General features: G+C 70.7%; 21 protein-coding genes and 1 tRNA gene. 12 read left to right on the top strand and 10 right to left on the bottom strand.

What is annotated here, in order from left to right; translation table 11 throughout:
- The first annotated feature begins 42 nt into the window (after positions 1 to 42).
- Positions 43 to 1,284, top strand: a complete 1,242-nt coding sequence (locus tag M3190_RS02520; protein WP_251577990.1) for a maltokinase N-terminal cap-like domain-containing protein — start codon at positions 43 to 45, stop codon at positions 1,282 to 1,284.
- Positions 1,285 to 1,309: 25 nt separating this feature from the next.
- On the opposite strand, the gene M3190_RS02515 is transcribed toward M3190_RS02520, so the two are convergent.
- The 5 genes from M3190_RS02515 to M3190_RS02495 all read right to left on the bottom strand — a co-directional run bounded on the left by M3190_RS02515 (position 1,310) and on the right by M3190_RS02495 (position 8,357).
- Positions 1,310 to 1,609, bottom strand: a complete 300-nt coding sequence (locus M3190_RS02515; protein WP_251577988.1) for a DUF3072 domain-containing protein — start codon at positions 1,607 to 1,609, stop codon at positions 1,310 to 1,312.
- A 62-nt stretch (positions 1,610 to 1,671) separates the two neighbouring features.
- Positions 1,672 to 3,960 (bottom strand): maltose alpha-D-glucosyltransferase, encoded by a 2,289-nt coding sequence (gene treS, locus M3190_RS02510; protein ID WP_251577986.1) that lies wholly within the window; start codon positions 3,958 to 3,960, stop codon positions 1,672 to 1,674.
- A gap of 112 nt (positions 3,961 to 4,072) precedes the next feature.
- Positions 4,073 to 6,592, bottom strand: coding sequence for a polynucleotide kinase-phosphatase (locus M3190_RS02505; RefSeq protein WP_251577984.1), 2,520 nt, complete (start codon positions 6,590 to 6,592; stop codon positions 4,073 to 4,075).
- Complete coding sequence (locus M3190_RS02500; protein ID WP_251577982.1) at positions 6,589 to 7,941, bottom strand: 3' terminal RNA ribose 2'-O-methyltransferase Hen1; 1,353 nt, start codon at positions 7,939 to 7,941, stop codon at positions 6,589 to 6,591. The genes M3190_RS02505 and M3190_RS02500 overlap by 4 nt, the downstream gene beginning before the upstream one ends.
- 59 nt (positions 7,942 to 8,000) lie before the next feature.
- Positions 8,001 to 8,357, bottom strand: a complete 357-nt coding sequence (locus tag M3190_RS02495; protein ID WP_251577980.1) for an ArsR/SmtB family transcription factor — start codon at positions 8,355 to 8,357, stop codon at positions 8,001 to 8,003.
- Between the two features lie 81 nt (positions 8,358 to 8,438).
- Here M3190_RS02495 and M3190_RS02490 point away from each other — a divergent pair, with 81 nt between their 5' ends.
- The 4 genes from M3190_RS02490 (at position 8,439) to M3190_RS02475 (ending at position 11,877) form a co-directional block, all read left to right on the top strand.
- Positions 8,439 to 9,740: an FAD-dependent oxidoreductase gene (locus M3190_RS02490; RefSeq protein WP_251577978.1), complete on the top strand. Its 1,302-nt coding sequence runs from the start codon at positions 8,439 to 8,441 to the stop codon at positions 9,738 to 9,740.
- On the top strand, positions 9,740 to 10,258 hold the full coding sequence (locus M3190_RS02485) for a GNAT family N-acetyltransferase (protein ID WP_251577976.1): 519 nt from the start codon (positions 9,740 to 9,742) through the stop codon (positions 10,256 to 10,258). Before M3190_RS02490 ends, M3190_RS02485 begins: the two co-directional genes overlap by 1 nt.
- Entirely contained in the window at positions 10,255 to 10,656 is a 402-nt protein-coding gene (locus M3190_RS02480) for an arsenate reductase ArsC (protein ID WP_251577974.1), read from the top strand. The genes M3190_RS02485 and M3190_RS02480 overlap by 4 nt, the downstream gene beginning before the upstream one ends.
- 132 nt (positions 10,657 to 10,788) lie before the next feature.
- Positions 10,789 to 11,877 carry a hypothetical protein gene (locus M3190_RS02475; protein WP_251577972.1) on the top strand — a complete coding sequence of 363 codons (1,089 nt, stop codon included), beginning with the start codon at positions 10,789 to 10,791 and terminating at the stop codon, positions 11,875 to 11,877.
- 81 nt (positions 11,878 to 11,958) lie between these two features.
- On the opposite strand, the gene M3190_RS02470 is transcribed toward M3190_RS02475, so the two are convergent.
- Both M3190_RS02470 and M3190_RS02465 read right to left on the bottom strand, forming a co-directional pair.
- Positions 11,959 to 13,833: an FAD-dependent monooxygenase gene (locus M3190_RS02470; RefSeq protein ID WP_251577970.1), complete on the bottom strand. Its 1,875-nt coding sequence runs from the start codon at positions 13,831 to 13,833 to the stop codon at positions 11,959 to 11,961.
- Positions 13,834 to 13,871: 38 nt separating this feature from the next.
- A complete protein-coding gene (locus M3190_RS02465) occupies positions 13,872 to 15,254 on the bottom strand; it encodes an MFS transporter (protein ID WP_251577968.1) in 1,383 nt (460 codons plus the stop codon).
- A 112-nt stretch (positions 15,255 to 15,366) separates the two neighbouring features.
- On the opposite strand from M3190_RS02465, the gene M3190_RS02460 reads away from it, so the two are divergent.
- The 6 genes from M3190_RS02460 to M3190_RS02435 are packed head-to-tail and all read left to right on the top strand — an operon-like array spanning position 15,367 to position 21,836.
- A complete protein-coding gene (locus tag M3190_RS02460; RefSeq protein WP_251577966.1) occupies positions 15,367 to 16,866 on the top strand; it encodes a fumarylacetoacetate hydrolase family protein in 1,500 nt (499 codons plus the stop codon).
- Complete coding sequence (locus M3190_RS02455) at positions 16,848 to 17,546, top strand: GntR family transcriptional regulator (RefSeq protein WP_251577964.1); 699 nt, start codon at positions 16,848 to 16,850, stop codon at positions 17,544 to 17,546. The genes M3190_RS02460 and M3190_RS02455 overlap by 19 nt, the downstream gene beginning before the upstream one ends.
- A 22-nt stretch (positions 17,547 to 17,568) precedes the next feature.
- Positions 17,569 to 19,080, top strand: coding sequence for a 5-carboxymethyl-2-hydroxymuconate semialdehyde dehydrogenase (gene hpaE, locus M3190_RS02450; RefSeq protein ID WP_251577962.1), 1,512 nt, complete (start codon positions 17,569 to 17,571; stop codon positions 19,078 to 19,080).
- A 24-nt stretch (positions 19,081 to 19,104) separates the two neighbouring features.
- On the top strand, positions 19,105 to 20,253 hold the full coding sequence (gene hpaD / locus M3190_RS02445; RefSeq protein WP_251577960.1) for a 3,4-dihydroxyphenylacetate 2,3-dioxygenase: 1,149 nt from the start codon (positions 19,105 to 19,107) through the stop codon (positions 20,251 to 20,253).
- Positions 20,254 to 20,265: 12 nt separating this feature from the next.
- Complete coding sequence (locus M3190_RS02440; protein WP_251577958.1) at positions 20,266 to 21,051, top strand: 2-keto-4-pentenoate hydratase; 786 nt, start codon at positions 20,266 to 20,268, stop codon at positions 21,049 to 21,051.
- Entirely contained in the window at positions 21,036 to 21,836 is an 801-nt protein-coding gene (locus M3190_RS02435) for an HpcH/HpaI aldolase family protein (RefSeq protein WP_251577956.1), read from the top strand. The genes M3190_RS02440 and M3190_RS02435 overlap by 16 nt, the downstream gene beginning before the upstream one ends.
- A gap of 4 nt (positions 21,837 to 21,840) precedes the next feature.
- On the opposite strand, the gene M3190_RS02430 is transcribed toward M3190_RS02435, so the two are convergent.
- The 3 genes from M3190_RS02430 to M3190_RS02420 all read right to left on the bottom strand — a co-directional run bounded on the left by M3190_RS02430 (position 21,841) and on the right by M3190_RS02420 (position 24,331).
- On the bottom strand, positions 21,841 to 22,560 hold the full coding sequence (locus M3190_RS02430) for an ABC transporter ATP-binding protein (RefSeq protein WP_251578979.1): 720 nt from the start codon (positions 22,558 to 22,560) through the stop codon (positions 21,841 to 21,843).
- A 50-nt stretch (positions 22,561 to 22,610) separates the two neighbouring features.
- Positions 22,611 to 24,092: an ABC transporter permease gene (locus M3190_RS02425; RefSeq protein ID WP_251577954.1), complete on the bottom strand. Its 1,482-nt coding sequence runs from the start codon at positions 24,090 to 24,092 to the stop codon at positions 22,611 to 22,613.
- A 148-nt stretch (positions 24,093 to 24,240) separates the two neighbouring features.
- Positions 24,241 to 24,331 (bottom strand) — tRNA-Ser (locus M3190_RS02420).
- Between the two features lie 150 nt (positions 24,332 to 24,481).
- Here M3190_RS02420 and M3190_RS02415 point away from each other — a divergent pair.
- Complete coding sequence (locus M3190_RS02415) at positions 24,482 to 25,252, top strand: DUF429 domain-containing protein (RefSeq protein WP_251577952.1); 771 nt, start codon at positions 24,482 to 24,484, stop codon at positions 25,250 to 25,252.
- Positions 25,253 to 25,292: the final 40 nt, after the last annotated feature.

Here is a 25,292-nt window from a genome sequence, read left to right as displayed (position 1 = left end):
CACCCCTTCCGCGGTGCCGCTCCGCCGGTCCAGGCTGGGCGTGTGGAATTCGACGACGACCTCGGTGCCTGGGTGGCACGGCAGCGCTGGTATGCGGGCAAGAGTCACGATCCGCGGTTCCGCGTGCTCGACGCGCAGCCCATGGACGGTGCGACCCGCTACCTCCTCATGGACGACGCGGGCGCTGTCCCCACGCTCTACAACGTGCCGCTCGCCGAGGTGACGGATCCTGCCGGCGACGAGGTCGTCACCACGACCGCGGAGGGCCGTTCGGTGGTGGATGCCACGCGTCATCCTGCCTTCACGGTCGGACTCCTCGCGGACATGGGCGTCGACACGAGCCGTGTGACGGGATCGCGCGTCCTGACCGGGGAACAGTCCAACACCTCGATCGTCTACGACGTCGACGGGTCGCCCACGATCATCCTCAAACTCTTCCGCACCCTGCACCACGGCGAGAACCCCGACGTCACCGTCCAGCGCGTGCTCAGCGACGCCGGGTCGCCGTACGTGCCGCGCTTCTACGGCAGCGCCGATGCCGAGTGGCCCGACGTCGGCCGCGAGAGCGGCACGGCGCGCGGCACCCTCGGGTTCGCGCAGGAGTTCCTGCCGGGGGTGCGGGACGGGTGGGCCATCGCGCTCGACGCCGCCCGCGAGGGCCGCGACTTCACCGACGCGGCCCGCGACCTCGGTGTCGCCGTCGCGGGGGTCCACGGCGACCTCAGCAACGCGCTCGAGTCGACCGCGGCCTCCCCCGAACAGCTCGACGCGGTGGGCCGCGCCTGGCGCCGGCGTCTTGCCATCGCGTCGGCCGAGGTCCCCGCCGTCGCGGACCGGCTCACGGCGATCGACGCCGTCTACGCCGCCGCGCTCGAACGCCCCTGGCCGCGGCTGCAGCGCATCCATGGCGACCTGCACCTGGGCCAGGTGCTCGCCGTGCCGCACGGAGGCTGGCGGATCGTCGACTTCGAAGGCGAGCCGCTGCGTCCGATGGCCGAGCGGGCGATCCCCGACCTTCCCCCGCGCGACGTGGCCGGCATGCTGCGCTCCTTCGACTACGCGGGTGCCGTCGGGGCGGGCCAGGATGCCGCGGCCTGGGCGGAGGCGTGCCGCGTGGCCTTCCTCGCCGCTTACACCGCGGCACCGGGCGCGATCGCTCTCGACCCCGTGCTGCTGCGGGCGCTGGTGCTCGACAAGGCGGTGTACGAGTCGATCTACGAGGCGCGCAACCGTCCGGACTGGCTGCCCGTCCCGCTCGCCGGCATCGACGCCGCGCTCGCCTGACGGGCGGGCGCGACGTCGTCGCCGCTCACTCGGACGCGCCGCGTCCCGTCGCCTGCTGCAGGCGGTCGATGTGCTCGGACGCCTGCGCCTTGGTGAGGTCGGCGGGGATCTGCTCGCCCGCCTCGCGCGCAAGGGTGTCGAGGTAGCTGCGCTGCGCGCCGGTCATCGGCTCGTCGCCGGTGACCCACTCCTCGGGGTCCTTGATCGCGGTGTCTCCGCTCGGCCCGCCGAGCATCTCACCCGACTGCCCGGTCTCGGGCGGAAGGGAATGGCCCTCGGCGGGGGCGGTCGTGTCGTTTTCGGAAGGGATGCTCTGGTCGCTCATGGGACGACGCTACGCAGCGCCCCCGACATCACGGGAGGGCTTGCGCACCGGCGTCCGAGCGGTCACTCCTCGTGGGGCTGGGCCTCGAGCAGCAGGAACAGGGCGCCATACGCAGGCAGCGACACCGAGAAGCTCTGCAGGTCGTCGACGCGGCCGATGACCTCATCGGCTGCGGCGTCGCGCACCTCGCTCTGCGGGGTCAGGTGCTCGGACCGCACGGTGCCCTCGATGGGCTCCGCCGAGAAGTTCAGCACCGTCACCTGCACGGGGGCGTCGGCATCCGGCACCCCCTCGTCGAGTCGGTGGACCAGCACCAGCATGCCGGCGTGCGCCACCTCGGGGATGTCCACCTGGGTCGCCGTCGCGACGCCGTGCGCACGGCGGAGGTCGATGATCGCCGACAGGCGCGACGCGAACGACTCCGGGTCCTCGAGCTGCGCCGGCAGCGGACCGTAGAGCGCGCGCCCGCGCGGCATTCCCGAGGTGGACCGGGTCGCACCCGGGTCCACATCGAGCAGATCGTGCGCGCCCCGCTCGATCCAACGGGTGTCGCCGGCGCCGATGAGGTCGCCCACCTCGTCTCCGGGCAGCGTCAGCATGCCGACGAGGTCCCAGCCCGAGAGCCCGAAGACCCCGGGCTGCCAGGCGTTGTAGGCGCACAGCAGCAGGTGGGCGTCGCGGATCGCGGGGACATCGTCCTCGGTGATCTCGTCCAGGGACGGGATGCCGCGGGTCGCCGCGATGAGCGACGTCGACGTGCAGGCGATGCCGTTCTGCGTGAACACGCGGTTGTAGTCACCGGCATCCACCAGCTTCTCGGTCAGCTCGGCACGCACCACCTCGGCGAGCTCGCCGCCGGTGATGACGTCGCCGCGGAAGGCGTACTCCTCGTCGGCGTGGCGGGTGGCCCAGTGGACGAGCTCGTAGGTGAGCTCGTCGTGGTTCTGCAGACCGTGGACGAGCTGCACAGGGGCGACGCCGAGCTCGAGCGACGAGGTGAGCGCGAGACGCAGGAACTCGGTCTGACCGGTGGCGAGGGCGTGGTGGTAACCCGGCCGTCCGATGAAGTCGTACGACAGGTCGGCGCCGACCGCGCCGGTGTCGCGGATGTCCTCCATCGTGAGGTTCAGCTCTTGGAACGTGAATCCGCCGACCTTGCGGACCATGCCCGCGATGATGTGGTTCGCCGCGTGCGAGAGCGGATGCCCCTCCGACCACGCGGGCAGCCCCTCGGCGCTCTTCTCCACGCCGAGGAAGCCGTTCGCGTCGAGACGGAGCGCGCTCGTGCCGAGCTCGCCGAGCGAGTGCAGGGCGTCGCCGATCACGAGGCGCATGCCGGCGAAGGTCGGGTCGAGCCAGTTGATCGAGGGCTGGCCCTGCTTGAAGTAGTGCAGGTACACCCATCGGCGGGTGACGCCGTCGGGCCCGATCGCCGGAGCCGTCGCGCTCCAGTTCGTCTCCTTCACACCGGGCGTGTAGAAGATGACGCGCTGCAGCGCCCCGATGATGTACCCGTGCTCGGCCAGCGTGTGCTCGGTCGCCGGGTCGAGGTTGACGCTGTCGTAGCCCTCGGGCACGTCGGGCAGCAGGTGCCAGTCCTCCGGCGGGATCGCGACCATGTGGTAGATCCCCGGGTAGTCCTTGAACCCCATCTCGGCGAGGCGGAAGTCCGCCCCCTTGCCGGTGTGACCGGGGACGATGTCGTCGATGATGCTGCCGCCGTGCGAGTCGGCGACGTCGCAGAGGGCGCGGAACTCGTCCTCCGTCCCGAACGCGGGGTCGATCGCCGTGCTGATGCGGTCGAAGTGGCCGTCGACGCTGGGGGTCTCGCCCCAGCCCTCGATGCCGCCGGCGCGCTTGACGGGCCCGGTGTGGATGGCCGTGATGCCGATCCGCTCGAACACCGACCAGAGCTCGTCGTCGCCGAGGGCCGACAGGAACGACTGGCCGGGACGCGTGATGAGCGAGATCGGGTAGGCGGTGAACCACACGTCGCTGGTCGCGATCGCGCGCCGCGCGTCCGGGCGCGCGTACGCGTTGCGCCACATCGTGGGCTGTCCCGACAGCTGACGGGCGAGCACGTCGGCATCCTTCAGCATCGACTGACGCACCAGCCACTCGACGTACGACGGGTTCGTGCCGTTCGCGGTGCGCGGGTCGGTGCGGATGCGGCGAACACTGCTGCCGCGCAGGTTGTCGCGCGGGCGGAGACGACGCGGACGGGCGGGGTAGCGCTGCTCGTCGTAGCTGATCTCAGGCATCTCGAGATCGCCGTCCTCGGCGGCGGCGAGCGCCGACAGGTCGATGGGTCCGGTGTAGAGATCCTCGGGTCGATCGTCCTCATGCGCCATGGCTCCACGCTACGAACTCCGGCCGGTCGCCCGGAAGGGGTGGTGCGGAGTTTCTCGCCGCGATATGGCGCCCGCCGGCGGCGTTCGCGTCGGGTCGGCGCGGGGGCGGGGGTCAGAGTCGGGGGTCGATGGGGTCGGACTCGAGGGCGAGCACCGCGAAGACGGCCTGATGGACCCGCCACAGCGGCTCGCCGGCGGTGAAGCGGTGCAGGGCCTCGATCCCGAGGGCGTACTCGCGCGCGGCGAGCGAGCGCTTGTGTCCGACGTTGCGGTCGCGCAGGCGCGCCAGGTTCGCCGGGTCTGTGTAGTCCGGCCCGTAGATGATGCGCAGGTACTCACGCCCTCGCACCTTGATGCCGGGCTGCACGAGGCCCCTCTCCGAGCGCGTGAGGTTGGCGAACGGCTTCACGACCATCCCCTCCCCGCCGGCGCCGGTGAGCTCCTCCCACCAGTCGATCGCGGCGGTGACGGATGCCGCATCCTCGAGGTCGATCCGTCGTCGTCGCGTCGGCAAGACCAGGTCGGGCGCGGCCTCGACGAGGCGGTCGGCGACTCCGAGGTGCCAGCCGTGATCTCGCGTCTCGAACGTCGTCTCCCCCGCAGCCAGCACCTGGAACGGCGCGATGCGCACCTCCCCCTGCTCGCCGACGTACCGGCGGTATGCAGCACGGAAGCCCGCGGCGCCCTCGGTGCGTGCCCGGTTGCGTTCGGCGAGAGCGCCGACGTCGATGCCGGATGCCGCGGCCCGCGCGAGCACCGCAGACGCAGCGCGCGTGGCGGTCTCGGCCGCAGAGGCCACCGACGCGTAGAGGTCGCGGATGAGGTCGCCCGCCTTGATCGACCACGGGAGGATCTCGGCGTCGAGGAGGATCCACGAGGCATTCAGTTCTTCCCACAGCCCGGCGCGCTCGAGCGCCGCGTCGAGGCGGCCGAGCAGGTCGGCTTCGACCTCGGGCAAGAAGAACGGACGGCCGGTCCGGGTGTGGATCGCGCCGCGCCACCTGTCGGGTGCCGAGAAGCGTCCAGGGTCGCGCGAGACGAGCACCAGAGCGCGCGAGCCCATGTGCTTCTCCTCGGCGATGAGGTCCGTCACGCCGCTCGTCCGGTAGGTCGCGAACGCCTCGTCGGGGTGCTCGAGGTACCCCTCTCGCGGCGACGAGTTCGGGGGCGACATCGTCGGGGGCAGGTGGATGAGCCAGCGCGGATCCGTCGCCCACCGGCTGATGGTCTCCAGTCCGCCGGCGGACTGCTCCTCCTTGATGCCGACCCGGCCATGGAGGCTCGTCTCGACGATGACCTTGCCCTGCACGTCGGCGAGATCGAGGACGCCGGGGGCCCGTGTCGGTGCGGCGGGAGCGAGAGGCCGGATCGGGTCGTACCAGACCTGCTCGGCGGGCACCGAGACGACCTCGCGCTCGGGGTAGCGCATCGCCGACAGCGCACCGCCGAAGACGCATCCGGTGTCGAGGCACGCGGTGTTGTTCACCCATTCCACCGTCGGCACGGGTGTGTGCCCGTACAGGACGACGGCCTTCCCGCGGTAGTCCTGCGCCCACGGATGCCGCACCGGCAGACCGAATTCGTCGGTCTCCCCCGTGGTCTCGCCGTAGAGCGCGAAGGCCCGGACCCGGCCCGACGCGCGACCGTGGTACTGCTCCTTGAGGCCCGCGTGGGCCACGACGAGGCGCCCCTCGTCGAGGATGAGGTGCGACACGAGGTCGTAGCAGAACGCCGCGACCTGCTCGCGGAACTCCTCGCTCTCGCCCGCCAACTGCGCGAGCGTCTCCTCGAGTCCGTGCGAGAGGGTGACCTTCGCCCCGCGAAGCGCCCGGACGAGCTTCGCCTCGTGGTTGCCGGGGACGGCGAGCGCGGTGCCCGACGCGACCATCCCCATCGCCAGGCGCAGCACACCGACGACGTCGGGCCCGCGGTCGACGAGGTCTCCGAGGAACACGACACGACGCTGCTCGGGATGCCGCGCGTCGACCGCCCGGCCCTGCTCGTCGCGCACGAGCTCATAGCCGAGGCGCCCGAGCAGGGTCTCGAGCTCGCTGCGGCATCCGTGCACGTCGCCGATGACGTCGAACGGACCGCGCTCATCGGTGCGGTCGGTGAGCAGGCGGGTCCGCTCGATCGTGGCGGCGGCGACCTCCTCGGGCGAGCGGAGCACGTGCACCTTGCGGAAACCTTCGCGGCCGAGGTGGCGGAGCCCGCGGCGCAGCTGGTCGTTCTGCCGCTTCACGACCCCGACGGGGATGTGACGATCGGTGCGCGCTGCGTTCCGCTCGACGGCGACGGACTCAGGGACGTCGAACACGATCGCGACCGGCAGCACATCGTGCGCCTTCGCGAGCTCGACGAGCTTGCGGCGGGCCTCGGGCTGCACACTCGTCGCGTCGACGACGGTGAGCAGGCCCGCATCCAGACGCTTGCCGGCGACGTACTGCAGAGCGTCGAAGGCGGCAGCGGTCACGGACTGGTCGGACTCGTCGTTACCGACCATGCCGCGGAAGGTGTCGCTCGAGAGCGTCTCGTACGCACCGAAGTGCTCCCGCGCGAAGGTCGACTTGCCCGAACCGGATGCCCCGACGAGGACGACGAGCGACAGGGCGGGGATGTCGAGGACGCTCATGCGCCGGCCTCCTTCCGGAACAGGGCGAGCTGGGTGGGAGCGCCGCGGTCGGCATCCGCCTCACCCACCGGACGGAACTCCACCGCGTAGCCGTGCCGGCCGGCGACCGCCTCGGCCCACGCCCGGAACTCGGCACGGGTCCACTCGAACCGGTGGTCGTCGTGACGGAACGCGCCGGGCGCGAGGTCGGGATACAGGGTGTTGTACTCGCCGTTGGGTGTCGTGACGATGACGGCGCCGGGAGCAGCCGACGCGAAGACCGCATCCTCGAGCGCGCCGAGTCGCGAGGGGTCGACGTGCTCGACGACCTCCATGAGGACCATCGCATCGAAGCCGCGCAGGCGCTCGTCGCGGTAGACGACGGAGCCGTGGAGGAGCTCGAGGCGTTCACGTTCCCCGTCGGATGCCTCGGCGAGCCGCAGCATCCGCGCCGCCAGCTCGAGCGACCGAGCCGACACGTCGACTCCGACGATCTTCGTGAACGATCGGTCCCTCGCCAGACTTGCGAGGAGCGCGCCCGGACCGCATCCCATGTCGACGACGCGGCGGGCACCGACGTCGGCGAGCGCGGCGAGGACGGCACCCGCCCGGTGCTGCCGCAACGGGGCCGGTCGCTCCGCCGACGCGGCGGGATCCTCGAGCAGCGCGCGCTGATGCAGCAGGTAGCGGCGGGTGATGAGATCGCGCTCGGGGTGGTCTGTCAGCCAGCCCTCCCCCGCACGCTCGAGCTTGCCGATCTCGTCGTCGCCCACCCAGTAGTGCTTGCTGTCATCGAGGACGGGCAGCAGCACGTAGAGCTGGCGAAGCGCCTCGGCCAACCGGACGTCGCCCGTGAGCACGACGGAGCTGTAGCGGGAGTCCCCCCACTCCGGGTGCGCATCGTCGAGGGGGATCCGTTCCTGCGCGACAGACCAGCCGCAGGGCTCCAACAGCCGTCGGACGAGATCCTCGTCCCCACGGGTCGATACGACCGGGATCTCGATCTGCAACGGCAGAGCGGATGCAGCCAGCTCCGGGTACGTGTCGCTGCGCCCCGTCATCGCGGTGCGGAAGACGGTCCCGATCGCGACGGCGAGCATGCTCGATGCGACGTACGGGCGGTCGTTGACGTAGTGGCCCAGGGCCTCGGCATCCCCTAGAAATCGCTTGTTCCGGACGAGCGCGATCGGATCGACCTCGAGCAGCACCGCGACGGTGCAGCGCTCCACGGTCGCCTCCGGGTAGAAGACGTGGATGTCGCCGACGGGCGCTGAGAACGTCTGCACCTTCGCGGGGTGCTTGTGCACCAGGTAGCCGAGAGCGGTCGCATCCTGACCGTCCACGGGCGCATACGTCACCGTCACGAGCATCGTCGCCTCCCCCGTCGTGGCATCCGCCCCACTCTAGGGGCGCCCGGGGGGGCGGGGGGTCAGGCGGTCAGGAAGTCCGCGATGCCGGTGAGTGCCTCGGGCTGAAGCCGGTAGTACGCCCACGTGCCGCGCTTGGAGCGGGAGAGGAAGCCCGCTTCGGTCAGCACCCTGAGATGGTGCGACACCGTGGGCTGCGACAGGCCGACCGGCTCGATCAGGTCGCACACGCACGCCTCCTGACCGGCGGACGAGGCGACGATCGACAGCAGGCGCAGGCGCGCAGGGTCGGCGAGCGCCTTCATCGTCACAGCCAGGCGCTCCGCCTCCACCTGTCCGATCGGCTCCTTCACGAGCGGAGCACAGCACGCAGCCGCGTCGACCGCAGGGCTCGGGATCACGGGAAGCATCGTCACCATGTATCGATGATAATCGATATTGACAGTCATCGATATAGCGGCGCATACTTTCGATCGACATCCAGCGATACGGAGGACAGGATGACGCTGCTCGACCTCACGCCCCGCGCGACCGCCACCTCGCGGCTCGCCACACTCCCGGTGGTCGTCATCGGCGCGGGACCCGTCGGCCTCGCCGCCGCGGCGCACCTCCTCGAGCGCGGCGTCGACGTCATCGTGCTCGAAGCGGGTGACGGACCCGCCGCCGCCGTCCGGCGATGGGGGCACATCCGCCTCTTCTCGCCGTGGCGCCACCTCGTCGACCCGGCATCCCGCCGTCTCCTCGAGGCCTCGGGCTGGGTCGCACCCGAGCCGGATGCCGCGCCCACCGGGCGCGAGCTGGTGGAGTCCTACGCGACGCCCCTCGCCGAGCTCGAGGCGATGCGCCCCCGCATCCGCTACGGGTCGCGCGTGATCGCCGTCGCCCGAGAGGGCATGGACCGCACCCGCAGCACCGGGCGCGAGACGACGCCGTTCGTCATCCGGTACGTCACGACCGACGGGATCGGCGAGCTGACGGCCCGCGCCGTGATCGACGCCTCCGGCACCTACGACTCCCCCAATCCGCTCGGCTCCACCGGTCTCGACCTGCTCGGCACCGCCGGCCTCGGCGACCGGCTCGTGCACCCCCTGCCCGACGTTCTCGGGCGAGACCGGACGCGCTTCGCCGGGCGCCACACGACCGTCGTGGGCGCCGGCCACTCCGCCGCGAACACCCTCCTGGCCCTCGCGACCCTCGCCGAGTCCGAGCCCGGCACCCGCATCACCTGGCTGATCCGCAATCCGACAGCGGTGCGCGTGTCCTCCTCCACCGAGGACGAGCTCGGCGACCGCGCCGCGCTCGGGTCGCGCCTGGACGCTCTCGTCGACAGCGGACGGATCGAGAAGGTCGACTCGTTCGAGATCGGTTCGGTCGAGCGTCGCGGCGACGGTGCCCGACTGATCGGGATGCGGCGAGGCGCGGCATCCGTCCACGACACGGATCTCGTCGTCGGCGCGACGGGTTTTCGGCCCGATCTGTCGATGCTGCGCGAGATCCGGCTCGGGCTCGACGACATCGTCGAGGCGCCCGTCCGGCTCGCGCCGCTCATCGACCCCAACGTGCACTCGTGCGGCACCGTCGAGCCGCACGGCTTCGACGAGCTGCGGCATCCCGAGCACGGCTTCTTCATCGTCGGCATGAAGTCCTACGGCCGCGCACCGACGTTCCTGCTCGCGACCGGCTACGAGCAGGTGCGCTCGGTCGTGGCGTGGATCGACGGCGACATGCGCGCCGCGACGCAGGTCCGGCTGACGCTTCCGGCGACCGGCGTGTGCTCCACCGACCTGGGCGGGTGCTGCTGATGACACGGACACGGCCGATGGCGTCGCTCGACTGGCCTGACGTCGAGCGCATCTTCGCCGCGGGGATCGCCGGGGGCGAGGCGACGTTCGAGACGACAACCCCGACATGGGAGGCGTTCGATGCCGGCAAGGTGCCAGACGCGCGCCTCGTCGCCGTCGACGCCGATGACCGCGCCGTCGGGTGGGTCGCGGCATCCCGCGTCTCCACCCGCGAGGTCTACCGCGGCGTGATCGAGCACTCCGTCTACGTCGACCCGGCGCACACCGGCCGAGGCGTGGGACGCGCCCTGCTCGACGCGTTCATCGACGCCGCCGAGTCGGCGGGCTACTGGACGATCCAGTCGAGCGTCTTCCCCGAGAATGAGGTGAGCCTGCGGCTGCACGAGAACGCCGGCTTCCGAATCGTCGGGCGGCGCGAACGCATCGGCCGGTCGATGCTCGGTCCTCACGCCGGACAGTGGCGCGACACGCTCCTCATCGAACGCCGATCCACCCGAAACGGACACGACACCCCATGACCACCACCCCCACCGTCCTGTTCGTCTGCGTCCACAACGCGGGACGCTCCCAGATGGCCGCCGGGTACCTGCAGCATCTGGCGGGCGACCGCGTCGAGGTGCTGTCTGCCGGCTCCGAGCCGAAGGATCGCATCAATCCGGTCGCCGTCGACGCCATGGCCGAGGAGGGCATCGACATCGCCGCGAACGCACCGAAGCTGCTGACCGTCGACGCAGTCCGCGAGTCGGACGTCGTGATCACGATGGGGTGCGGCGACGCCTGCCCGATCTTCCCCGGCAAGCGCTACGAGGACTGGCAGCTCGACGACCCCGCCGGGCAGGGCATCGAGGACGTCCGTCGCATCCGCGACGACATCCGCGCCCGCGTCGAGGCGCTCATCACCGACCTGACCGCCTGAGGCGCGACAACCACTCGCACCGGAGTGTCCGGATTCGTCCGGATAGCCTCCGACCACCCGTCCCCCGGATGAGAACTCCCTAATGTGATGCCGCGTGCGCCCGCACGCCCAGTCCCTTGCAGGAGGAAACGCATGACATTCCGGTTCACAAAGATCGCGACCACGGTGGGGGTGGCGACCGCGCTCGTGCTCTCATCGCTCGTCGCCGCGGCGCCGGCGAACGCGGCGATCGTCAACGCCTGCACGGTGACACTCACCGCGCCGAAGAAGATCTCCGCGGCTTCGCACGAGCAGATCTTCTACGTGGATGTCGCGAAGTCCGATGCCGGGCAGGCGCCCGACTGCCTCGAGAGCGTGACCATCGCCCTCATCCGCAAGAAGGACAACCGCAAGCTCGATTCGTGGCGGATCAGCACGTCGCGGATCGACTACCAGAACGGCCGGGTCCAGCTCGAGCTCCCCGCCTACCCCGACTTCGCCATCGCCGGGTCGTACACCGCCACCGTCCAGGACGCGAGCCTGAGCTACTCCTGGGCGTCGGCCAACGACGCCGACTACTGGACGGACAGCCCGCGGGTCGTGTTCGCGAACGCGGCCATCGATCTGCGCCATGCCGCCGACGCCACGATGCGCCTCACCCGACGCGTCGACGGCGTGGCGTTCTCGGGGACTGTGTCACGGTTCGACCCGTCGTGCTGCTCTCCTGCCTTCGTGCCGCAGTCGGGCTCACGCGTCGCACTGCAGAAGAAGAGCGGGTCGACCTGGATCACGAAGAAGACCGTCACGAGCAACAGCAAGGGTGCCTACTCGGCCGTCATCCGTGACGACGCCAAGGGCACGTGGCGCGCCGTGGTGCAGGCCGCACCGACGCACTGGTCGGATGCCAGCGGGGCGAAGACCATCGCGAAGAAGACGACGGGCAAGGCCGCCGGAAAGGTCGGCATCTCGTCCGAGGCGACCTACTCCTGGGGTACGGTCGTCGCGACGTCGTACACCGCATCGGTCTCCTTCGACGCCGGGGCGGGGTTCACCGCGGCGCCGAAGGACACAACGGTGAAGGTGCAGAAGCGCTCGTCGAAGGGCTGGAAGACGATCGCCACCCGGAAGACGAACGCCTCGGGCAAGGCTGCCTACACTGCGTCGTCGAAGGGCACCTACCGCTTCGTGGTGCCCGAGACGAAGCTCACCAAGGCCGCGACCTCCGCCGCTCGCAGCTGGTAGGGCGCGGCTCACTCGCGACCCGACGCGATCTGCTGTCTCCGCCGCTCGGTGGCAGCAGATCGCGTCGGATCGAGCGCGCGGTCAGCGCTCGAACGCGCCGGAGAGGAAGGCGTCGAGCTCGGTGGTGGCCTCGAGCGGCAGCACCGCCGCGACGTACTGATCGGGGCGGACCACCACGACGGCGCCGCGGGGGTCGATCCCCCGCTCGGCGAAGATGTCGACGGAGTTCCACGCCCCCGGTCCCGCCGCGTAGACCTTCTCCCAATCCATGAGCCCCAGCGGCCCCGTCTCCGGCCGGAAGATCTGCGGCACCGCGAGCAGGTCGACCTCGTCGTAGCGCTGCGGATAGACGACCTTGACGTCGAACACCGCGTCGACGTCGGCTCCGGCGGGTGTGAACCGCACGAGCGGTGATGCAGGGGACGCCGCCCACTCCGCCCACGCGCCCAAGGCTGCGGCGTCCGTGTCGGCGAAGGCGTAGACACGCCAGCGGCCATCGGCGCGGGCGTGGTGGCCGAGGTGCACGACGTTGCCGTCGCTCACCCGCGTGACCGGGACCGACGCGAAGCGCTTGCCCACGGTGTACCCGTCTGCAAGCGCCTGGTGGCGGTCGTCGCCGACGATCGCCGACGCGTCGTAACGCGTCATGAAGCCCGAGGGGAACTCGGCGGTCGCCAGGTAGTAGTTCGCGAGGTCGTCGGGGTCGGAGATCTCGTGGGGTTTGCGGGCCATGAGCGACGACCACTCCCGGTCGAAGTCGATGAGCTGCTGCGCGACGGGCTGGCGTTCCTCTGAGTAGGTCGACAGGAGGGATGCCGGGGCGAGCCCGGTGAGCACGTGACCGAGCTTCCAGCCGAGGTTGAACCCGTCCTGCATCGACACGTTCATGCCCTGCCCGGCCTTCGCGCTGTGCGTGTGGCAGGCGTCGCCGGTGAGGAACACCCGCGGGGTGCGGCCGTCGCCGTCCTCGACGTCGTCGAACCGGTCGGTGACGCGGTGGCCGACCTCGTACACGCTGTGCCAGGCGACCTCCTTCACGTCGATCGAGTACGGGTGCAGGATCTCGTTCGCCCGGCGGATGATCTCCTCGATCGGCGTGCTGCGCACCGCGCGGTTGTCGGTGTCGGCGACCTCGCCGAGGTCGATGTACATCCGCGAGAGGTACCCGCCCTCCCGCGGGATGTGCAGGATGTTGCCCGCCTCGGAGTTGATCGCGCACTTGATGCGCCAATCGGGGAAGTCCGTGTTCACCAGCACGTCCATGACGCCCCACGCGTGCGCCGCGAACGCCCCGACGTGGCGCCGGCCGATCGCCTCGCGCACACCGCTGCGCGCACCGTCGCAGCCCACGACGTACTTCGCCCGGATCGTGCGCTCCTCACCCGCCCGGTCGCCCTCGACGTGGCGCACCCGCACTGCGAGCGGATACGCGTCCGCGTCGTCGCGGCTGAGTCCGCGGAACTCGACACCGTAGTCCGGACGGATGCGGCCGGGCCCGAGCGCCGCCGCCTCGGCGAAGTAGTCGAGCACCCGCGCCTGATTGACGATGAGGTGCGGGAACTCGCTGATCTTGAGGCCGTAGTCCTCCGTGCGGTTGGTGCGGTGGATGCGCGACGGATTCTCGGGGTCGGGCCCCCAGAAGTTCATGTACCCGATGTTGTACGCCTCGGCGATGATCCGCCCGGCGAACCCGAATGCCTGGAAGGTCTCGACGCTGCGGGGTTGGATGCCGTCGGCCTGCCCCAGCGGCAGCCGGCCGCCGCGGCGCTCGATGATGCGGGTCGAGACGGTCGGGAACTGCGCCATCTGGGCGGCCAGCAGCATCCCGGCCGGCCCCGATCCCACGATGAGCACATCGGTCTCGTCGGGGAGGTCGTCCGGCCGCTCGATGCCGGTCCCGGCGGCGTCCTGGACGCGCGGGTCCCCCGAGACGTAGCCGTGGTGGTGGAACTGCATGGTGCTCGCTTTCGAGAAGACGACCGGATGCCGCGGGTTCAGGCCCGGGCCACCCCGTAGATCGGGCTCTTCGCCTGCTCCTCCTCGTGATCGGGCCCGAGGGGGATGCCGGTCCGGTCGCGCAGCAGCAGCGTTGCGAGCAGGCCCAGCACGGTCATCCCGGCCAGGTAGAAGGCGACCGACCACGTCGTCCCGGTGGCCTGGACGAGTGCCGTCGCGATCGTGGGGGCGAACGCACCGCCGAGGATCGCGCCGATCGCGTAGGAGATCGAGACCCCCGAGAAGCGGATCGAGGCGGGGAAGAGCTCGGCGTAGTACGCGGACTGCTGACCGTAGGTGAACCCCAGACCGATCGCGAGGATCGCGAGGGCGGTGAACAGGAGCCCGAGGTCGCCGGTGTTCACGAGCGGGAACAGGGTGAACACGCCGATCAGCTGCAGGATCCACCCGCCGATGTAGGTGGCGCGGCGCCCGATGCGGTCGCTGATCCAGCCGGCGGTCCAGGTGGAGGCGAGCCAGAACAGGGCCGAGCCGGTGACGGCCAGGAGGACACCGCTGCGGTCCATCGCCAGCGGACCCTCGGGGTTGGTCGCGTAGTTCTGGATGTAGCCGCCCGTGGTCATGTACCCCGCGGCGTTGTTGCCGGCGAACACGAGCGCCGCGATGACGACGAGGAGGGCGTGCTTGCGGAACAGCTGCACGATCGGCGTGCGTGTGCGCTCCTTGCGCTCGGCGAGTTCGAGGAAGACGGGGCTCTCCTCGACGCGACGACGGATGTAGTAGCCGACGAGGATCAGCACGATCGAGAAGAGGAACGGCACACGCCAGCCCCATTCGAGGAAGGCGTCGCCCGGTGCCAGGACCGACATCAGCGCCATCATCCCGGAGGCGAGGAGGAGACCGATCGGCACACCGATCTGCGGCGAGGCGCCGAACAGCCCGCGCTTCTGCTTGGGGGCGTGCTCGACGGCCATGAGCACCGCACCGCCCCACTCGCCGCCGGCGGAGATGCCCTGCAGGATGCGCAGGAAGATCAGGAGGATCGGGGCGGCGAGGCCGATGACGGTCCAGGTCGGCAGGAGACCCACGAGGGTCGTGGCGACACCCATGAGGATGAGGGTCACGACCAGCACCACGCGGCGCCCGTACTTGTCGCCGAAGTGGCCGGCCAGGAACGCGCCGAGCGGGCGGAACAGGAAGCTGATGCCGACCGTGAGGAACGAGAGGATCGTCGCCGTGCTCTCACCGAGCGGCGCGAAGAAGAGCTGCGCGAAGACGAGACCGGCCGCCTGCGCGTAGATGAAGAAGTCGTACCACTCCACGGTGGTGCCGACGACGGTCGCGAAGACGACGCGTCGGCGGTCGGTGGGGCTGCTGATCGTTCCGGTGGGGGTGAACCCCGTGCGCGAGGATTCGCTCATCTTCGTTGACTCCTGAGTGACGTCGTTGTCGGGTGCGCAGTGGTCCGTCATGGTTGCTGCGGATGCGTCGATAATATACGATTTGGGATATGCCGCAAGAGCGAGGGAGCTCATGACCCACGACATCGAACCGACGACCCCCGTCGATCCGCGCTTCGCGGCCCTTCCTCAACGCCCGGGCAAGGTCCTCGCTGTCCACCTCAGCTACGCGTCGCGTGCCGACCAGCGCGGGCGTCGCCCGTCGGCGCCGTCCTACTTCCTGAAGCCGTCGAGCTCGCTCGCGGCGTCGGGCGATGAGATCGAACGCCCCGCCGGCACCGAACTCCTCGCCTTCGAGGCCGAGGTCGCCCTCGTGATCGGCTCGGACGCCCGTCACGTCGGCGCCGCAGATGCCTGGGCTCACGTCGGGTGGGTCACCGCCTCCAACGACTTCGGCCTCTACGACCTCCGCGCGAACGACCGCGGCTCGAACGTCCGATCCAAGGGTCGAGACGGCTACACGCCTGTCGGGCCCGGCCTCATCGATGCACGGCAGATCGATCCGGCCCGCCTCCGGGTGCGCGCATGGGTCAACGGCGAGCTCGCGCAGGACGACACGACCGCCGACCTGATCTTCCCCTTCGCGCAGATCGTCGCCGACCTCTCGCAGCACATGACCCTCGAGCGCGGCGACGTCATCCTCACCGGCACCCCGGCCGGGTCGTCGGTGGTCGTCCCCGGCGACGTCGTCGAGGTGGAGGTGGATGCACCGGGTACCGCGGGGGCGCCGACGTCGGGGCGCCTGCGCACGACGGTCGTCCAGGGCGCGCAGGGATTCGACCCCGAGCTCGGGTCGCTCCCCGCCGTCGACGACCTGCAGCGCGCCGAGGCATGGGGCTCCCGCGAGGCCGCAGGGCTTGCCGTCGAAGCCGCGCCCGGCCTCGACCCCGCGCTGCGCGAGAAGCTCCACCGCGCACCCGTCGCCGGACTCTCGCAGCAGCTGCGCAAACGCGGCCTCGACAACGTCACGATCGACGGGGTCCGGCCGCTGCACCCCGGCGTCAAGCTCGTCGGCACCGCCCGGACGCTCCGCTTCGTCCCGAACCGCGAGGACCTCTTCGACAGCCACGGCGGTGGCTACAACGCGCAGAAGCGCGCGTTCGACGCGGTCGGCGAGGGCGAGGTCATCGTGATCGAGGCCCGCGGCGAATCCGGGTCCGGCACCCTCGGCGACATCCTCGCGATCCGCGCGCACGCCCGCGGGGCCGCGGGCATCGTGACCGACGGCGGTGTCCGCGACGTCGAGGCCGTCACGGCCGTCGGCATCCCGGTCTACACGGCCGGAGCGCACCCCGCGGTCCTCGGCCGTCGTCACGTCCCGTGGGACGTCGACGTGACCGTCGCCTGCGGCGGGACCACCGTCCAACCCGGCGACATCCTCGTCGGCGACGCCGACGGCGTCATCGTGATTCCCCCGACGCTGGCCGCCGAGGTCGCCGACGCCGCCCTGGAGCAGGAGATCGAGGACGGCTGGATCGCCGATCAGGTCGCCCACGGGCATCCCGTCGACGGACTGTTCCCCCTTTCGGGCGAGTGGAAGGACCGGTACCGCGCATGGCGGGCGACGATCTGACGACGGCACCCGACCTCAGCAAGTCGCAGCGCGCGTACCACTGGGTGAAGGAGCGCATCGCGTCGCAGGAGTTCACGCCGGGGTACCGCCTGGTGCTCGGCGCGATCGCCGGGGAGCTCGGGATGAGCGTCGTGCCGGTGCGCGAGGCGATCCGCCAGCTCGAGGCTGAAGGGCTCGTCACGTTCGAGCGCAACGTGGGCGCCCGCGTCTCGATGGTCGACGACACGCAGTACCGCTTCAGCATGCAGGCGCTGTCGATCCTGGAGGGGACCGCGACGGCTCTGGCCGCGCGCCGCCTCACCGCGGACGACTTGCGGCACGCACGCCTCACGAACGAGCGGATGATCCAATCGCTCAGCGACTTCGACCCGCACTCCTTCACCCGCCTCAACCAGGAGTTCCACGCGACCCTCTACGGCAAGTGCGCGAACCCGCGGATGCTGGAGCTCGTCGAGTCGGAGTGGGCACGTCTCGGCCACCTCCGCGATTCCACCTTCAGCTTCGTGCCGGGCCGCGCGCAGGAGTCGGTGCGCGAGCACGAGCAGATCGTGGCGCTCATCGAGCGCGGCGCTCCCCTCGGCGACATCGAGCAGGCGGCCCGACGCCACCGGTCCGCGACCCTGGACGCCTACATGATCCACGAACACCCGGACGAGGCCCTCGGCCTCCCGAACTTCTGACCCTCGAGCAAGGACGCACGACATGACGGACCCCACCCTCGCGGCCCCGCACACGCCCGCGGACCTCCCGACCCGCATCCGGCACTACATCGACGGCGCCTTCGTCGACTCGCAGGACGGCGAGACCTTCGACGTGCTCGACCCGGTGACGAACCGCGTGTACCTGCAGGCCGCGGCGGGCAAGAAGGCCGACGTGGATGCCGCCGTCGCCGCGGCGCGGCGTGCGTTCACCGAGGGTCCGTGGCCGCGGATGCTGCCGCGCGAGCGCTCGCGCGTGCTGCACCGCATCGCCGACCTCGTCGAGTCGCGCGATGCCCGGCTCGCGGAGCTCGAGTCCTTCGACTCCGGGCTGCCGATCACGCAGGCGCTCGGGCAGGCCCGCCGTGCCGCCGAGAACTTCCGCTTCTTCGCGGACCTGATCGTCGCCCAGTCCGACGACACGTTCAAGGTGCCGGGGCGCCAGATCAACTACGTCAACCGCAAGCCGATCGGCGTCGCGGGGCTCATCACCCCCTGGAACACGCCCTTCATGCTCGAGTCGTGGAAGCTCGGCCCGGCACTCGCGACCGGCAACACGGTCGTGCTGAAGCCCGCCGAGTTCACGCCGCTGTCGGCATCCCTCTGGGCCGGCATCTTCGAGGAAGCAGGGCTCCCGCAGGGTGTGTTCAACCTCGTCAACGGCCTCGGCGAGGACGCCGGTGATGCCCTCGTCAAGCACCCCGACGTGCCGCTCATCTCGTTCACGGGCGAGAGCTCCACGGGCCAGCTGATCTTCGCGAACGCGGCACCGTGGCTGAAGGGCCTGTCGATGGAGCTCGGCGGCAAGAGCCCCGCCGTCGTCTTCGCCGATGCGGACCTGGATGCCGCGATCGACGCGACGATCTTCGGGGTGTTCTCGCTCAACGGCGAGCGCTGCACGGCAGGCAGCCGCATCCTCGTCCAGCGCGAGGTGTACGACGAGTTCGTGGAGCGCTACGCCGCGCAGGCGCAGCGCGTGACGGTCGGCTACCCGCACGACCCGGCCACCGAGGTCGGCGCCCTCGTGCACCCCGAGCACTACGACAAGGTCATGTCCTACGTCGAGCTCGGCAAGACCGAGGGCCGGCTCGTCGCGGGCGGCGGCCGCCCCGACGGCTTCGAGAACGGCAACTTCGTCGCGCCGACCGTCTTCGCCGACGTCCCGCCGACCGCGCGCATCTTCCAGGAGGAGATCTTCGGCCCCGTCGTCGCGATCACCCCGTTCGACACCGACGACGAGGCGCTCGCCCTCGCCAACGACACGAAGTACGGGCTCGCCGCCTACATCTGGACGAACGATCTGAAGCGCGCGCACAACTTCTCGCAGGCCGTCGAGGCCGGCATGGTCTGGCTCAACTCGAACAACGTGCGCGACCTCCGCACCCCGTTCGGCGGGGTGAAGGCCTCGGGCCTCGGGCACGAGGGCGGCTACCGCTCGATCGACTTCTACACGGACCAGCAGGCCGTGCACATCACCCTCGGCAAGGTGCACAACCCGACCTTCGGCAAGAACTGACCTCACTCACGCAAGGACGCTGACATGAGCCACCGCGACGACATGACCCTGACCTCCTCCGGCTTCTGGGTGAGCCAGGAGGCGCCGATCCGATCGGCGAACCCGATCCCGACCCCGTCCTCCCCCGCCCCCGACGTGCTGCGGTGCGCGTACATGGAACTGGTCGTGACCGACCTCGCGGCATCCCGCGTCTTCTATGTCGACATCCTCGGGCTGCACGTCACCGAGGAAGACGACGAGGCGATCTACCTGCGCTCGACCGAGGAGTTCATCCACCACAACCTCGTCCTGCGTCAGGGTCCGGTCGCCGCGGTCGCGGTCTTCTCCTACCGGGTGCGCTCCGCGGAGGACCTCGACAAGGCCGTCGCCTTCTACTCCGAGCTCGGCTGCGACGTGCGGCGTGAGCCGAACGGCTTCACGAAGGGCATCGGCGACTCGGTGCGTGTGGTCGACCCCCTCGGCTTCCCGTACGAGTTCTTCTTCGCGACGGAGCACGTCGAGCGCCTGTCGTGGCGGTACGACCTCTACAGCCCGGGCGAGCTCGTGCGCCTGGACCACTTCAACCAGGTGACCCCCGACGTGCCGCGCGCGGTCAACTTCATGCAGTCTCTCGGGTTCCGCGTGACGGAGGACATCCAGGACGAGGAGGGCACCGTCTACGCGGCCTGGATGCGGCGCAAGCCCACCGTCCACGACACCGCCATGACCGGCGGCGACGGTCCCCGCATGCACCACGTCTGCTTCGCGACCCACGAGAAGCACAACATCCTCGCGATCTGCGACAAGCTCGGCGCTCTGCGACGCTCGGACGCCATCGAGCGCGGCCCGGGCCGGCACGGCGTCTCGAACGCGTTCTACCTGTACCTGCGCGACCCCGACGGCCACCGCGTCGAGGTCTACACGCAGGACTACTACACGGGCGACCCCGACAACCCGGTCGTCACGTGGGACGTGCACGACAACCAGCGTCGCGACTGGTGGGGCAACCCCGTCGTCCCGAGTTGGTACACCGACGCCTCGCTCGTGCTCGACCTCGACGGCGACCCGCAGCCCGTCGTCGCCCGCACCGACTCGTCCGAGATGGCCGTCACGATCGGCGCCGACGGGTTCTCGTACACCCGCGCCCCCGAGTCGACGGGCGACGGCGAGTTCAAGCTCGGCAACCAGCTCTGAGGAGGAGATCGGATGCTGCCTCCCGAGACCATCGCCGACATCGCGGCCGAGCTGGCCGAGGCCGAGCGGACGAACGGCGTCATCCCGCGCATCACGGCGCGGTACCCCGATGCCACCGTCGAGGACTCCTATGCGATCCAGGGCGTCTGGCGCGACCGCAACATCGCCGCGGGGCGCCGGCTCGTGGGGCGCAAGATCGGCCTCACGAGCAAGGCGATGCAGCAGGCGACGGGTATCACCGAACCGGACTACGGCGTGATGTTCGACGACACGGTCTACCGCTCCGGCGACGAGATCGACGCCTCCCGGTTCTCGAACGTGCGCGTCGAGGTCGAGCTCGCGTTCGTGCTGCGCGAGTCCCTCGAAGGGCGGGGCTGCACGCTCGAGGACGCATTGGCCGCTATCGACTACGCGGTCCCGGCGCTCGAGGTGCTCAACTCGCACATCGAGCTCGAGGGCCGCACGATCGTCGACACGATCTCGGACAACGCGGCCTACGGCGCGATGGTCCTGGGCGACGTGCACAAGCGTCCCGACGAGATCGACCTGCGCTGGGTGCCCGGCGTGCTCTCGCGCAACGGCGAGATCGAGGAGACCGGCGTCGCCGCGGGCGTCCTGGGCCATCCTGCGACGGGCGTCGCGTGGCTCGCCAACAAATTCGCCCAGCACGGCGCCCGCCTGGAGGCCGGCGAGATCATCCTGGCGGGCTCCTTCACCCGTCCGATGTGGGTGTCCGCGGGCGACGAGGTACGGTGCGAGTACGGCCCGATGGGGGAGATCACATGCCGCTTCGTCTGACCCCGACCCTCCGCGCCGCGCTCGCAGAGGCCGACCGTCCGCTGGCGGGGATGTGGGTGTGCACCGGCTCGCCGCTCGTCGCCGAGATCTGCGCCGGTGCCGGCCTGGACTGGGTGCTCATCGACATGGAGCACGCCCCGAACGGCCTCGAATCCGTGCTCGCGCAGCTGCAGGCGGTCGCCGCGTACCCTGTGACGCCGGTCGTCCGGGTGCCGTCCGACGACGCGGTCGTCATCAAGCAGGTGCTCGACCTCGGCGCCCAGAACCTGCTCGTGCCGATGGTGTCTTCGGCCGCGCAGGCGCAGGCGGTGGTCGAAGCGGTGCGCTACCCGCCGCGCGGCCACCGGGGCGTCGGATCGGCCCTCGGCCGGTCGGCTCGCTGGAACCGGGTCGACGGATACCTCGCCGACGCCGACGACCACGTGTCGCTGTTCGTCCAGGTCGAGACGGCCGAGGGCGTCGACGCCGCCGGGGCGATCGCCACGGTGGACGGCGTGGACGGCGTCTTCGTGGGACCGAGCGACCTCGCGGCATCCCTCGGCCTGCTCGGCCAGCAGACGCATCCCGATGTCACCGCCGCCGTGCTGCGCGCGTTCGCCGCGGTGAAGGATGCCGGCGTCCCCGTCGGCGTGAACGCGTTCGATCCCGATGCGGCACAGGCATACATCGACGCGGGCGCCGACTTCATCCTCTTGGGCGCCGACGTCGCGATGCTCGCGCGGGGATCCGAGGCGCTGGCCGCACGGTGGTCGCAGGCTGCCGGCGAGGACCGCGCGGGCTACTGAGGCGTCAGCGCGTGACGTCGGTGACCGTCCCCTTGGCGAGGCGCAGTCGCCGCTGAGCCCGCGCCGCGACCGCCGAGTCGTGCGTCACGACGACCAGCGTCAGACCGGCGGCGTGAAGACCTCCGAGCACCTCGAGGATCTCGTCACGCATCGACTCGTCGAGGTTGCCGGTCGGCTCGTCCGCCAGCAGGACCCGCGGACGCTTGACGATGGCACGCGCGATCGCGACGCGCTGCTGCTGTCCGCCCGAGAGCTCTCCCGGGCGGTGATCGGCGCGCTCCGCGAGGCCGACCCGTTCGAGCGCGTCCGCGACGCGCACGGCCCGATCCGGCTTCGCGATCCCGAGCGGCTCGAGCCCCATGTCGACGTTCTCGGCGGCCGTCAGTGTCGGGATGAGGTTGAACCCCTGGAACACGAAGCCGATCTCCTTCGCACGCACCGCACCGAGCGCTGCGTTCGACGCCGTGGCCAGATCCGTGTCCCCGAGCTGGACGCTTCCGGCCGTCGGCTTGTCGAGTGCTCCCAGCAGCTGCAGGAGCGTCGACTTGCCTCCGCCGGTCGGTCCTTGGATGGTGACGAACTCCCCGGCCGCGATCGCGAGATCGACGCCGGCGAGCGCGCGCACCTTCTGCCCGTTGCGGGTGTAGTCCTTCGTCACACCGGTCAGCCGGTACGAGGCCGCCGTCGAGGTGGAACTGATCTCGGGGATGAGGGTGTCGGTCATGTGATCTCCCAGGAGGTGCGTGGATGCGGTGTCGGTGGTGCGGTCGCGGCTCATGCGACGGCCCTCAGCGCCTCGGCGGGACGCAGCCGCGAGGCGCGCCAGCCGCCGAACACACCGGCGACGAGACCGCCGGCCAGGGCGAGTCCGAGCGCGAGCAGGATGATGGTCGGCGCGAGGGGTGCCGAGAGAGTCAACTCGGATGCCGCTGTCGTCACCGGATCGGCCATCCCGCCGGGGCCTCCGCCCATGCCTCCGGGGCCTGCGCCCATTCCGCCCTGGGGTGCGCTGGCTTCGGCGGCGACCGAGACGGTCGGCGAGATGAGGTTGATCGCGAGGACTCCCAACAGACCGATCGCCACACCGATGACGCCTCCGATGGCGGCCTGCACCACGGACTCGCCGGCCACCTGACCGACCACGCGACGGTCGGACCAGCCGATGGCCTTGAGAGTGCCGATCTCCCGCGTCCGCCGCGAGACACCCGAGATGGTGAAGAGCACGGCGAGCGCGACCGCGACGATCAGCAGGATGACCGAGACCCACGTCCCCAGCCCCGAGATGAGCGCACTGGCGCTCGACAGCGACGACGAGACGGACGAGGCCAGGTCGGACTGAGAGCTCACGGTCGCGTCGGGCAGCTCGGCTTCGAGCGACGACTGCACGGTGCCGATCGCGTCCGCCGAGGCGGCCTGCACGTAGATCGTCGAGACGACGTCGCCGGCTCCCGAGATCTCCTGAGCCGTGTCGAGGGGCAGGTAGACGTTCGCGGCGGTGTCGGCATCCGCCGAGGTGGATGCCACGATGCCGACGACCTCGACGTCGGTGCCGCCGACGTCGATCGTGTCGCCGACGGCGAGCTCCTCGGAGGCCGCATAGGTGGCGTCGACGACCGCGACCTTCGCCCCGGCATCCGCTGCTTCGAGGGCCCGGCCGTCGGTCACCTCGACGGCGGAGAGCGGACCGACCCCGGTGGTGTCGGTCGAGACGCCGAGCACCGTGAACGAGTCGACGTCGAACGAGCCGCCGCCGAATCCTCCGCCGCCCTCGCCCGGTGCCGGGCGTGCGTCTCCGCCGGTCGTGCCCGACTCGGCCCCGTCGCCCGACGGCGCCTGGGGCAGCTCGCCGTCGAAGGTCGTGTTGGTGAGGCTCAGTGCACCGACAGCCGCCGAGACACCGTCGACGTCGGCGACCGTACCGACGGTGGAGCCGTCGAGCGTGCCACGGCGGAAGTCGGTCATCAGCCGGGACTGGCTCAGCGTCGTCGAGCCGTCCTCCCCCGTCTGCGCGCCGTCCTCGTCGAAGTCGAACCGCGGGCCGCCTCCCTGTCCGGGCTCGGCCTGGGCCCCGGTCACGGTCAGATCGGTGCCGACGCCGTAGACCGACGCCAGCGCAGAGGTCTGCGCGTCGCGCACTCCCGCCGCCAGCGAGTTGACGATGATCACGAGTGCGATCGCGAGGGCGAGCCCCGCTGCGACGATGGCCGTCTGCTTCTTGCGCCCCGACAACTCGCGCCGCAGATAGGTCAGGTACATGTCTCTCCTCCTCGGCGCCGAGAGCGCCACGGAGGCGACGGTAGGAACGGTGCACTAACCGCTCATTCACCGATCTGAGGAAAATCCTATGTGCGGTGCGGGCACTCGCCCTGGAAATGGAAAAACCCCCGACTCGCGGGGGTTTTTCTGGCGGTGACGGTGGGATTTGAACCCACGGTAGGGGGTTACCCTACACAACTTTTCGAGAGTTGCACCTTCGGCCGCTCGGACACGTCACCGTCGTCCAGCTTACGACACGCGAGCGGATGCCGCGAACCGGCGCCTTCTCCTCCTGCCGAGGCGTCGCAGATCGTCGCTCAGAGCACGCGTCGACAGCCGTCTGCGGCCACGCGATGCGCGTCGGCGAACGACCGGCGTAGCGTCGGCGTGTGATCACCACGGGAGTCGACCTCGCGGCGCAGCCGGGCCGCACGGCGGTCGCCGTCCTCGCATGGCACGCGGAGGGCGCGGAGCTCCGCGAGCTCCGGCTCGGTGCGGACGATGCCGACGTCGTGCGCCTGGCGCGGGATTCCGCGACGGTCGGCATTGATTGCGCCTTCGGATGGCCGGACGAGTTCGTCGCATACGTCGCCGCGCACGCGCGCGGCGACGCCCCGCATCCGGACCTCCGCGGCATCGCAGGACGCCGGCGTCTCGCCTACCGCGAGACCGACCGCGTGATCCAGACCCTCACCGGGCGACTGCCGCTCAGCGTCTCGACCGATCGACTCGGCCTCACCGCGATGCGCTGCGCCGACCTCCTCGCCTGCTTCGCCGACGCCGGCGACTCCGTCGACCGATCCGGCGCCTCAGGACGGCTCGTCGAGGTCTATCCCGCCGCCGCCCTCCGCACCTGGCGCATCGACGTGACCGGCTACAAGGGGGATGCCGCGGCCCGCGTCGCCGCGACCGCGAACCTCCTCGCCGCGGCGCCGTGGCTCACCGTCTCTGCCGAGCAGCGCGGGCTGATGGAGGCATCGGACGACCCGTTCGACGCCGTGGTCGCCGCGCTCATCGCCCGGGCGCACGCGCTTCGTGCGACGCATCCGCTCCCACCCGCGCACGCCGACCGCGCCCGCCGTGAGGGCTGGATCACCCTCCCCGCCGGCCCCCTCGCCGACCTCCACCCGACGCGAACTGTCGTCCCGTCGGCGGAATGAGCGCCGTTCGCGTCGGCTCGGCCGCGACCGTGCTCCCCCG

Source organism: Microbacterium oleivorans, assembly GCF_023715745.1.
Classification (GTDB): Bacteria; Actinomycetota; Actinomycetes; order Actinomycetales; family Microbacteriaceae; genus Microbacterium; species Microbacterium oleivorans_D.
This window is presented reverse-complemented; position numbering and strand designations above follow the sequence as displayed.

What these genes read in the sequence shown, in the direction of transcription:
- M3190_RS02440 (WP_251577958.1), top strand. Translation starts at nt 20,266, where the DNA reads ATGCTGCCTCCCGAGACCATCGCCGACATCGCGGCCGAGCTGGCCGAG.
- M3190_RS02495 (WP_251577980.1), bottom strand. Translation starts at nt 8,357, where the DNA reads ATGGTGACGATGCTTCCCGTGATCCCGAGCCCTGCGGTCGACGCGGCT.
- hpaD (WP_251577960.1), top strand. Translation starts at nt 19,105, where the DNA reads ATGAGCCACCGCGACGACATGACCCTGACCTCCTCCGGCTTCTGGGTG.
- hpaE (WP_251577962.1), top strand. Translation starts at nt 17,569, where the DNA reads ATGACGGACCCCACCCTCGCGGCCCCGCACACGCCCGCGGACCTCCCG.
- treS (WP_251577986.1), bottom strand. Translation starts at nt 3,960, where the DNA reads ATGGCGCATGAGGACGATCGACCCGAGGATCTCTACACCGGACCCATC.
- M3190_RS02490 (WP_251577978.1), top strand. Translation starts at nt 8,439, where the DNA reads ATGACGCTGCTCGACCTCACGCCCCGCGCGACCGCCACCTCGCGGCTC.
- M3190_RS02475 (WP_251577972.1), top strand. Translation starts at nt 10,789, where the DNA reads ATGACATTCCGGTTCACAAAGATCGCGACCACGGTGGGGGTGGCGACC.
- M3190_RS02465 (WP_251577968.1), bottom strand. Translation starts at nt 15,254, where the DNA reads ATGAGCGAATCCTCGCGCACGGGGTTCACCCCCACCGGAACGATCAGC.
- M3190_RS02500 (WP_251577982.1), bottom strand. Translation starts at nt 7,941, where the DNA reads ATGCTCGTGACGGTGACGTATGCGCCCGTGGACGGTCAGGATGCGACC.
- M3190_RS02430 (WP_251578979.1), bottom strand. Translation starts at nt 22,560, where the DNA reads ATGACCGACACCCTCATCCCCGAGATCAGTTCCACCTCGACGGCGGCC.
- M3190_RS02425 (WP_251577954.1), bottom strand. Translation starts at nt 24,092, where the DNA reads ATGTACCTGACCTATCTGCGGCGCGAGTTGTCGGGGCGCAAGAAGCAG.
- M3190_RS02455 (WP_251577964.1), top strand. Translation starts at nt 16,848, where the DNA reads ATGGCGGGCGACGATCTGACGACGGCACCCGACCTCAGCAAGTCGCAG.
- M3190_RS02485 (WP_251577976.1), top strand. Translation starts at nt 9,740, where the DNA reads ATGACACGGACACGGCCGATGGCGTCGCTCGACTGGCCTGACGTCGAG.
- M3190_RS02480 (WP_251577974.1), top strand. Translation starts at nt 10,255, where the DNA reads ATGACCACCACCCCCACCGTCCTGTTCGTCTGCGTCCACAACGCGGGA.
- M3190_RS02435 (WP_251577956.1), top strand. Translation starts at nt 21,036, where the DNA reads ATGCCGCTTCGTCTGACCCCGACCCTCCGCGCCGCGCTCGCAGAGGCC.
- M3190_RS02470 (WP_251577970.1), bottom strand. Translation starts at nt 13,833, where the DNA reads ATGCAGTTCCACCACCACGGCTACGTCTCGGGGGACCCGCGCGTCCAG.
- M3190_RS02505 (WP_251577984.1), bottom strand. Translation starts at nt 6,592, where the DNA reads ATGAGCGTCCTCGACATCCCCGCCCTGTCGCTCGTCGTCCTCGTCGGG.
- M3190_RS02515 (WP_251577988.1), bottom strand. Translation starts at nt 1,609, where the DNA reads ATGAGCGACCAGAGCATCCCTTCCGAAAACGACACGACCGCCCCCGCC.
- M3190_RS02460 (WP_251577966.1), top strand. Translation starts at nt 15,367, where the DNA reads ATGACCCACGACATCGAACCGACGACCCCCGTCGATCCGCGCTTCGCG.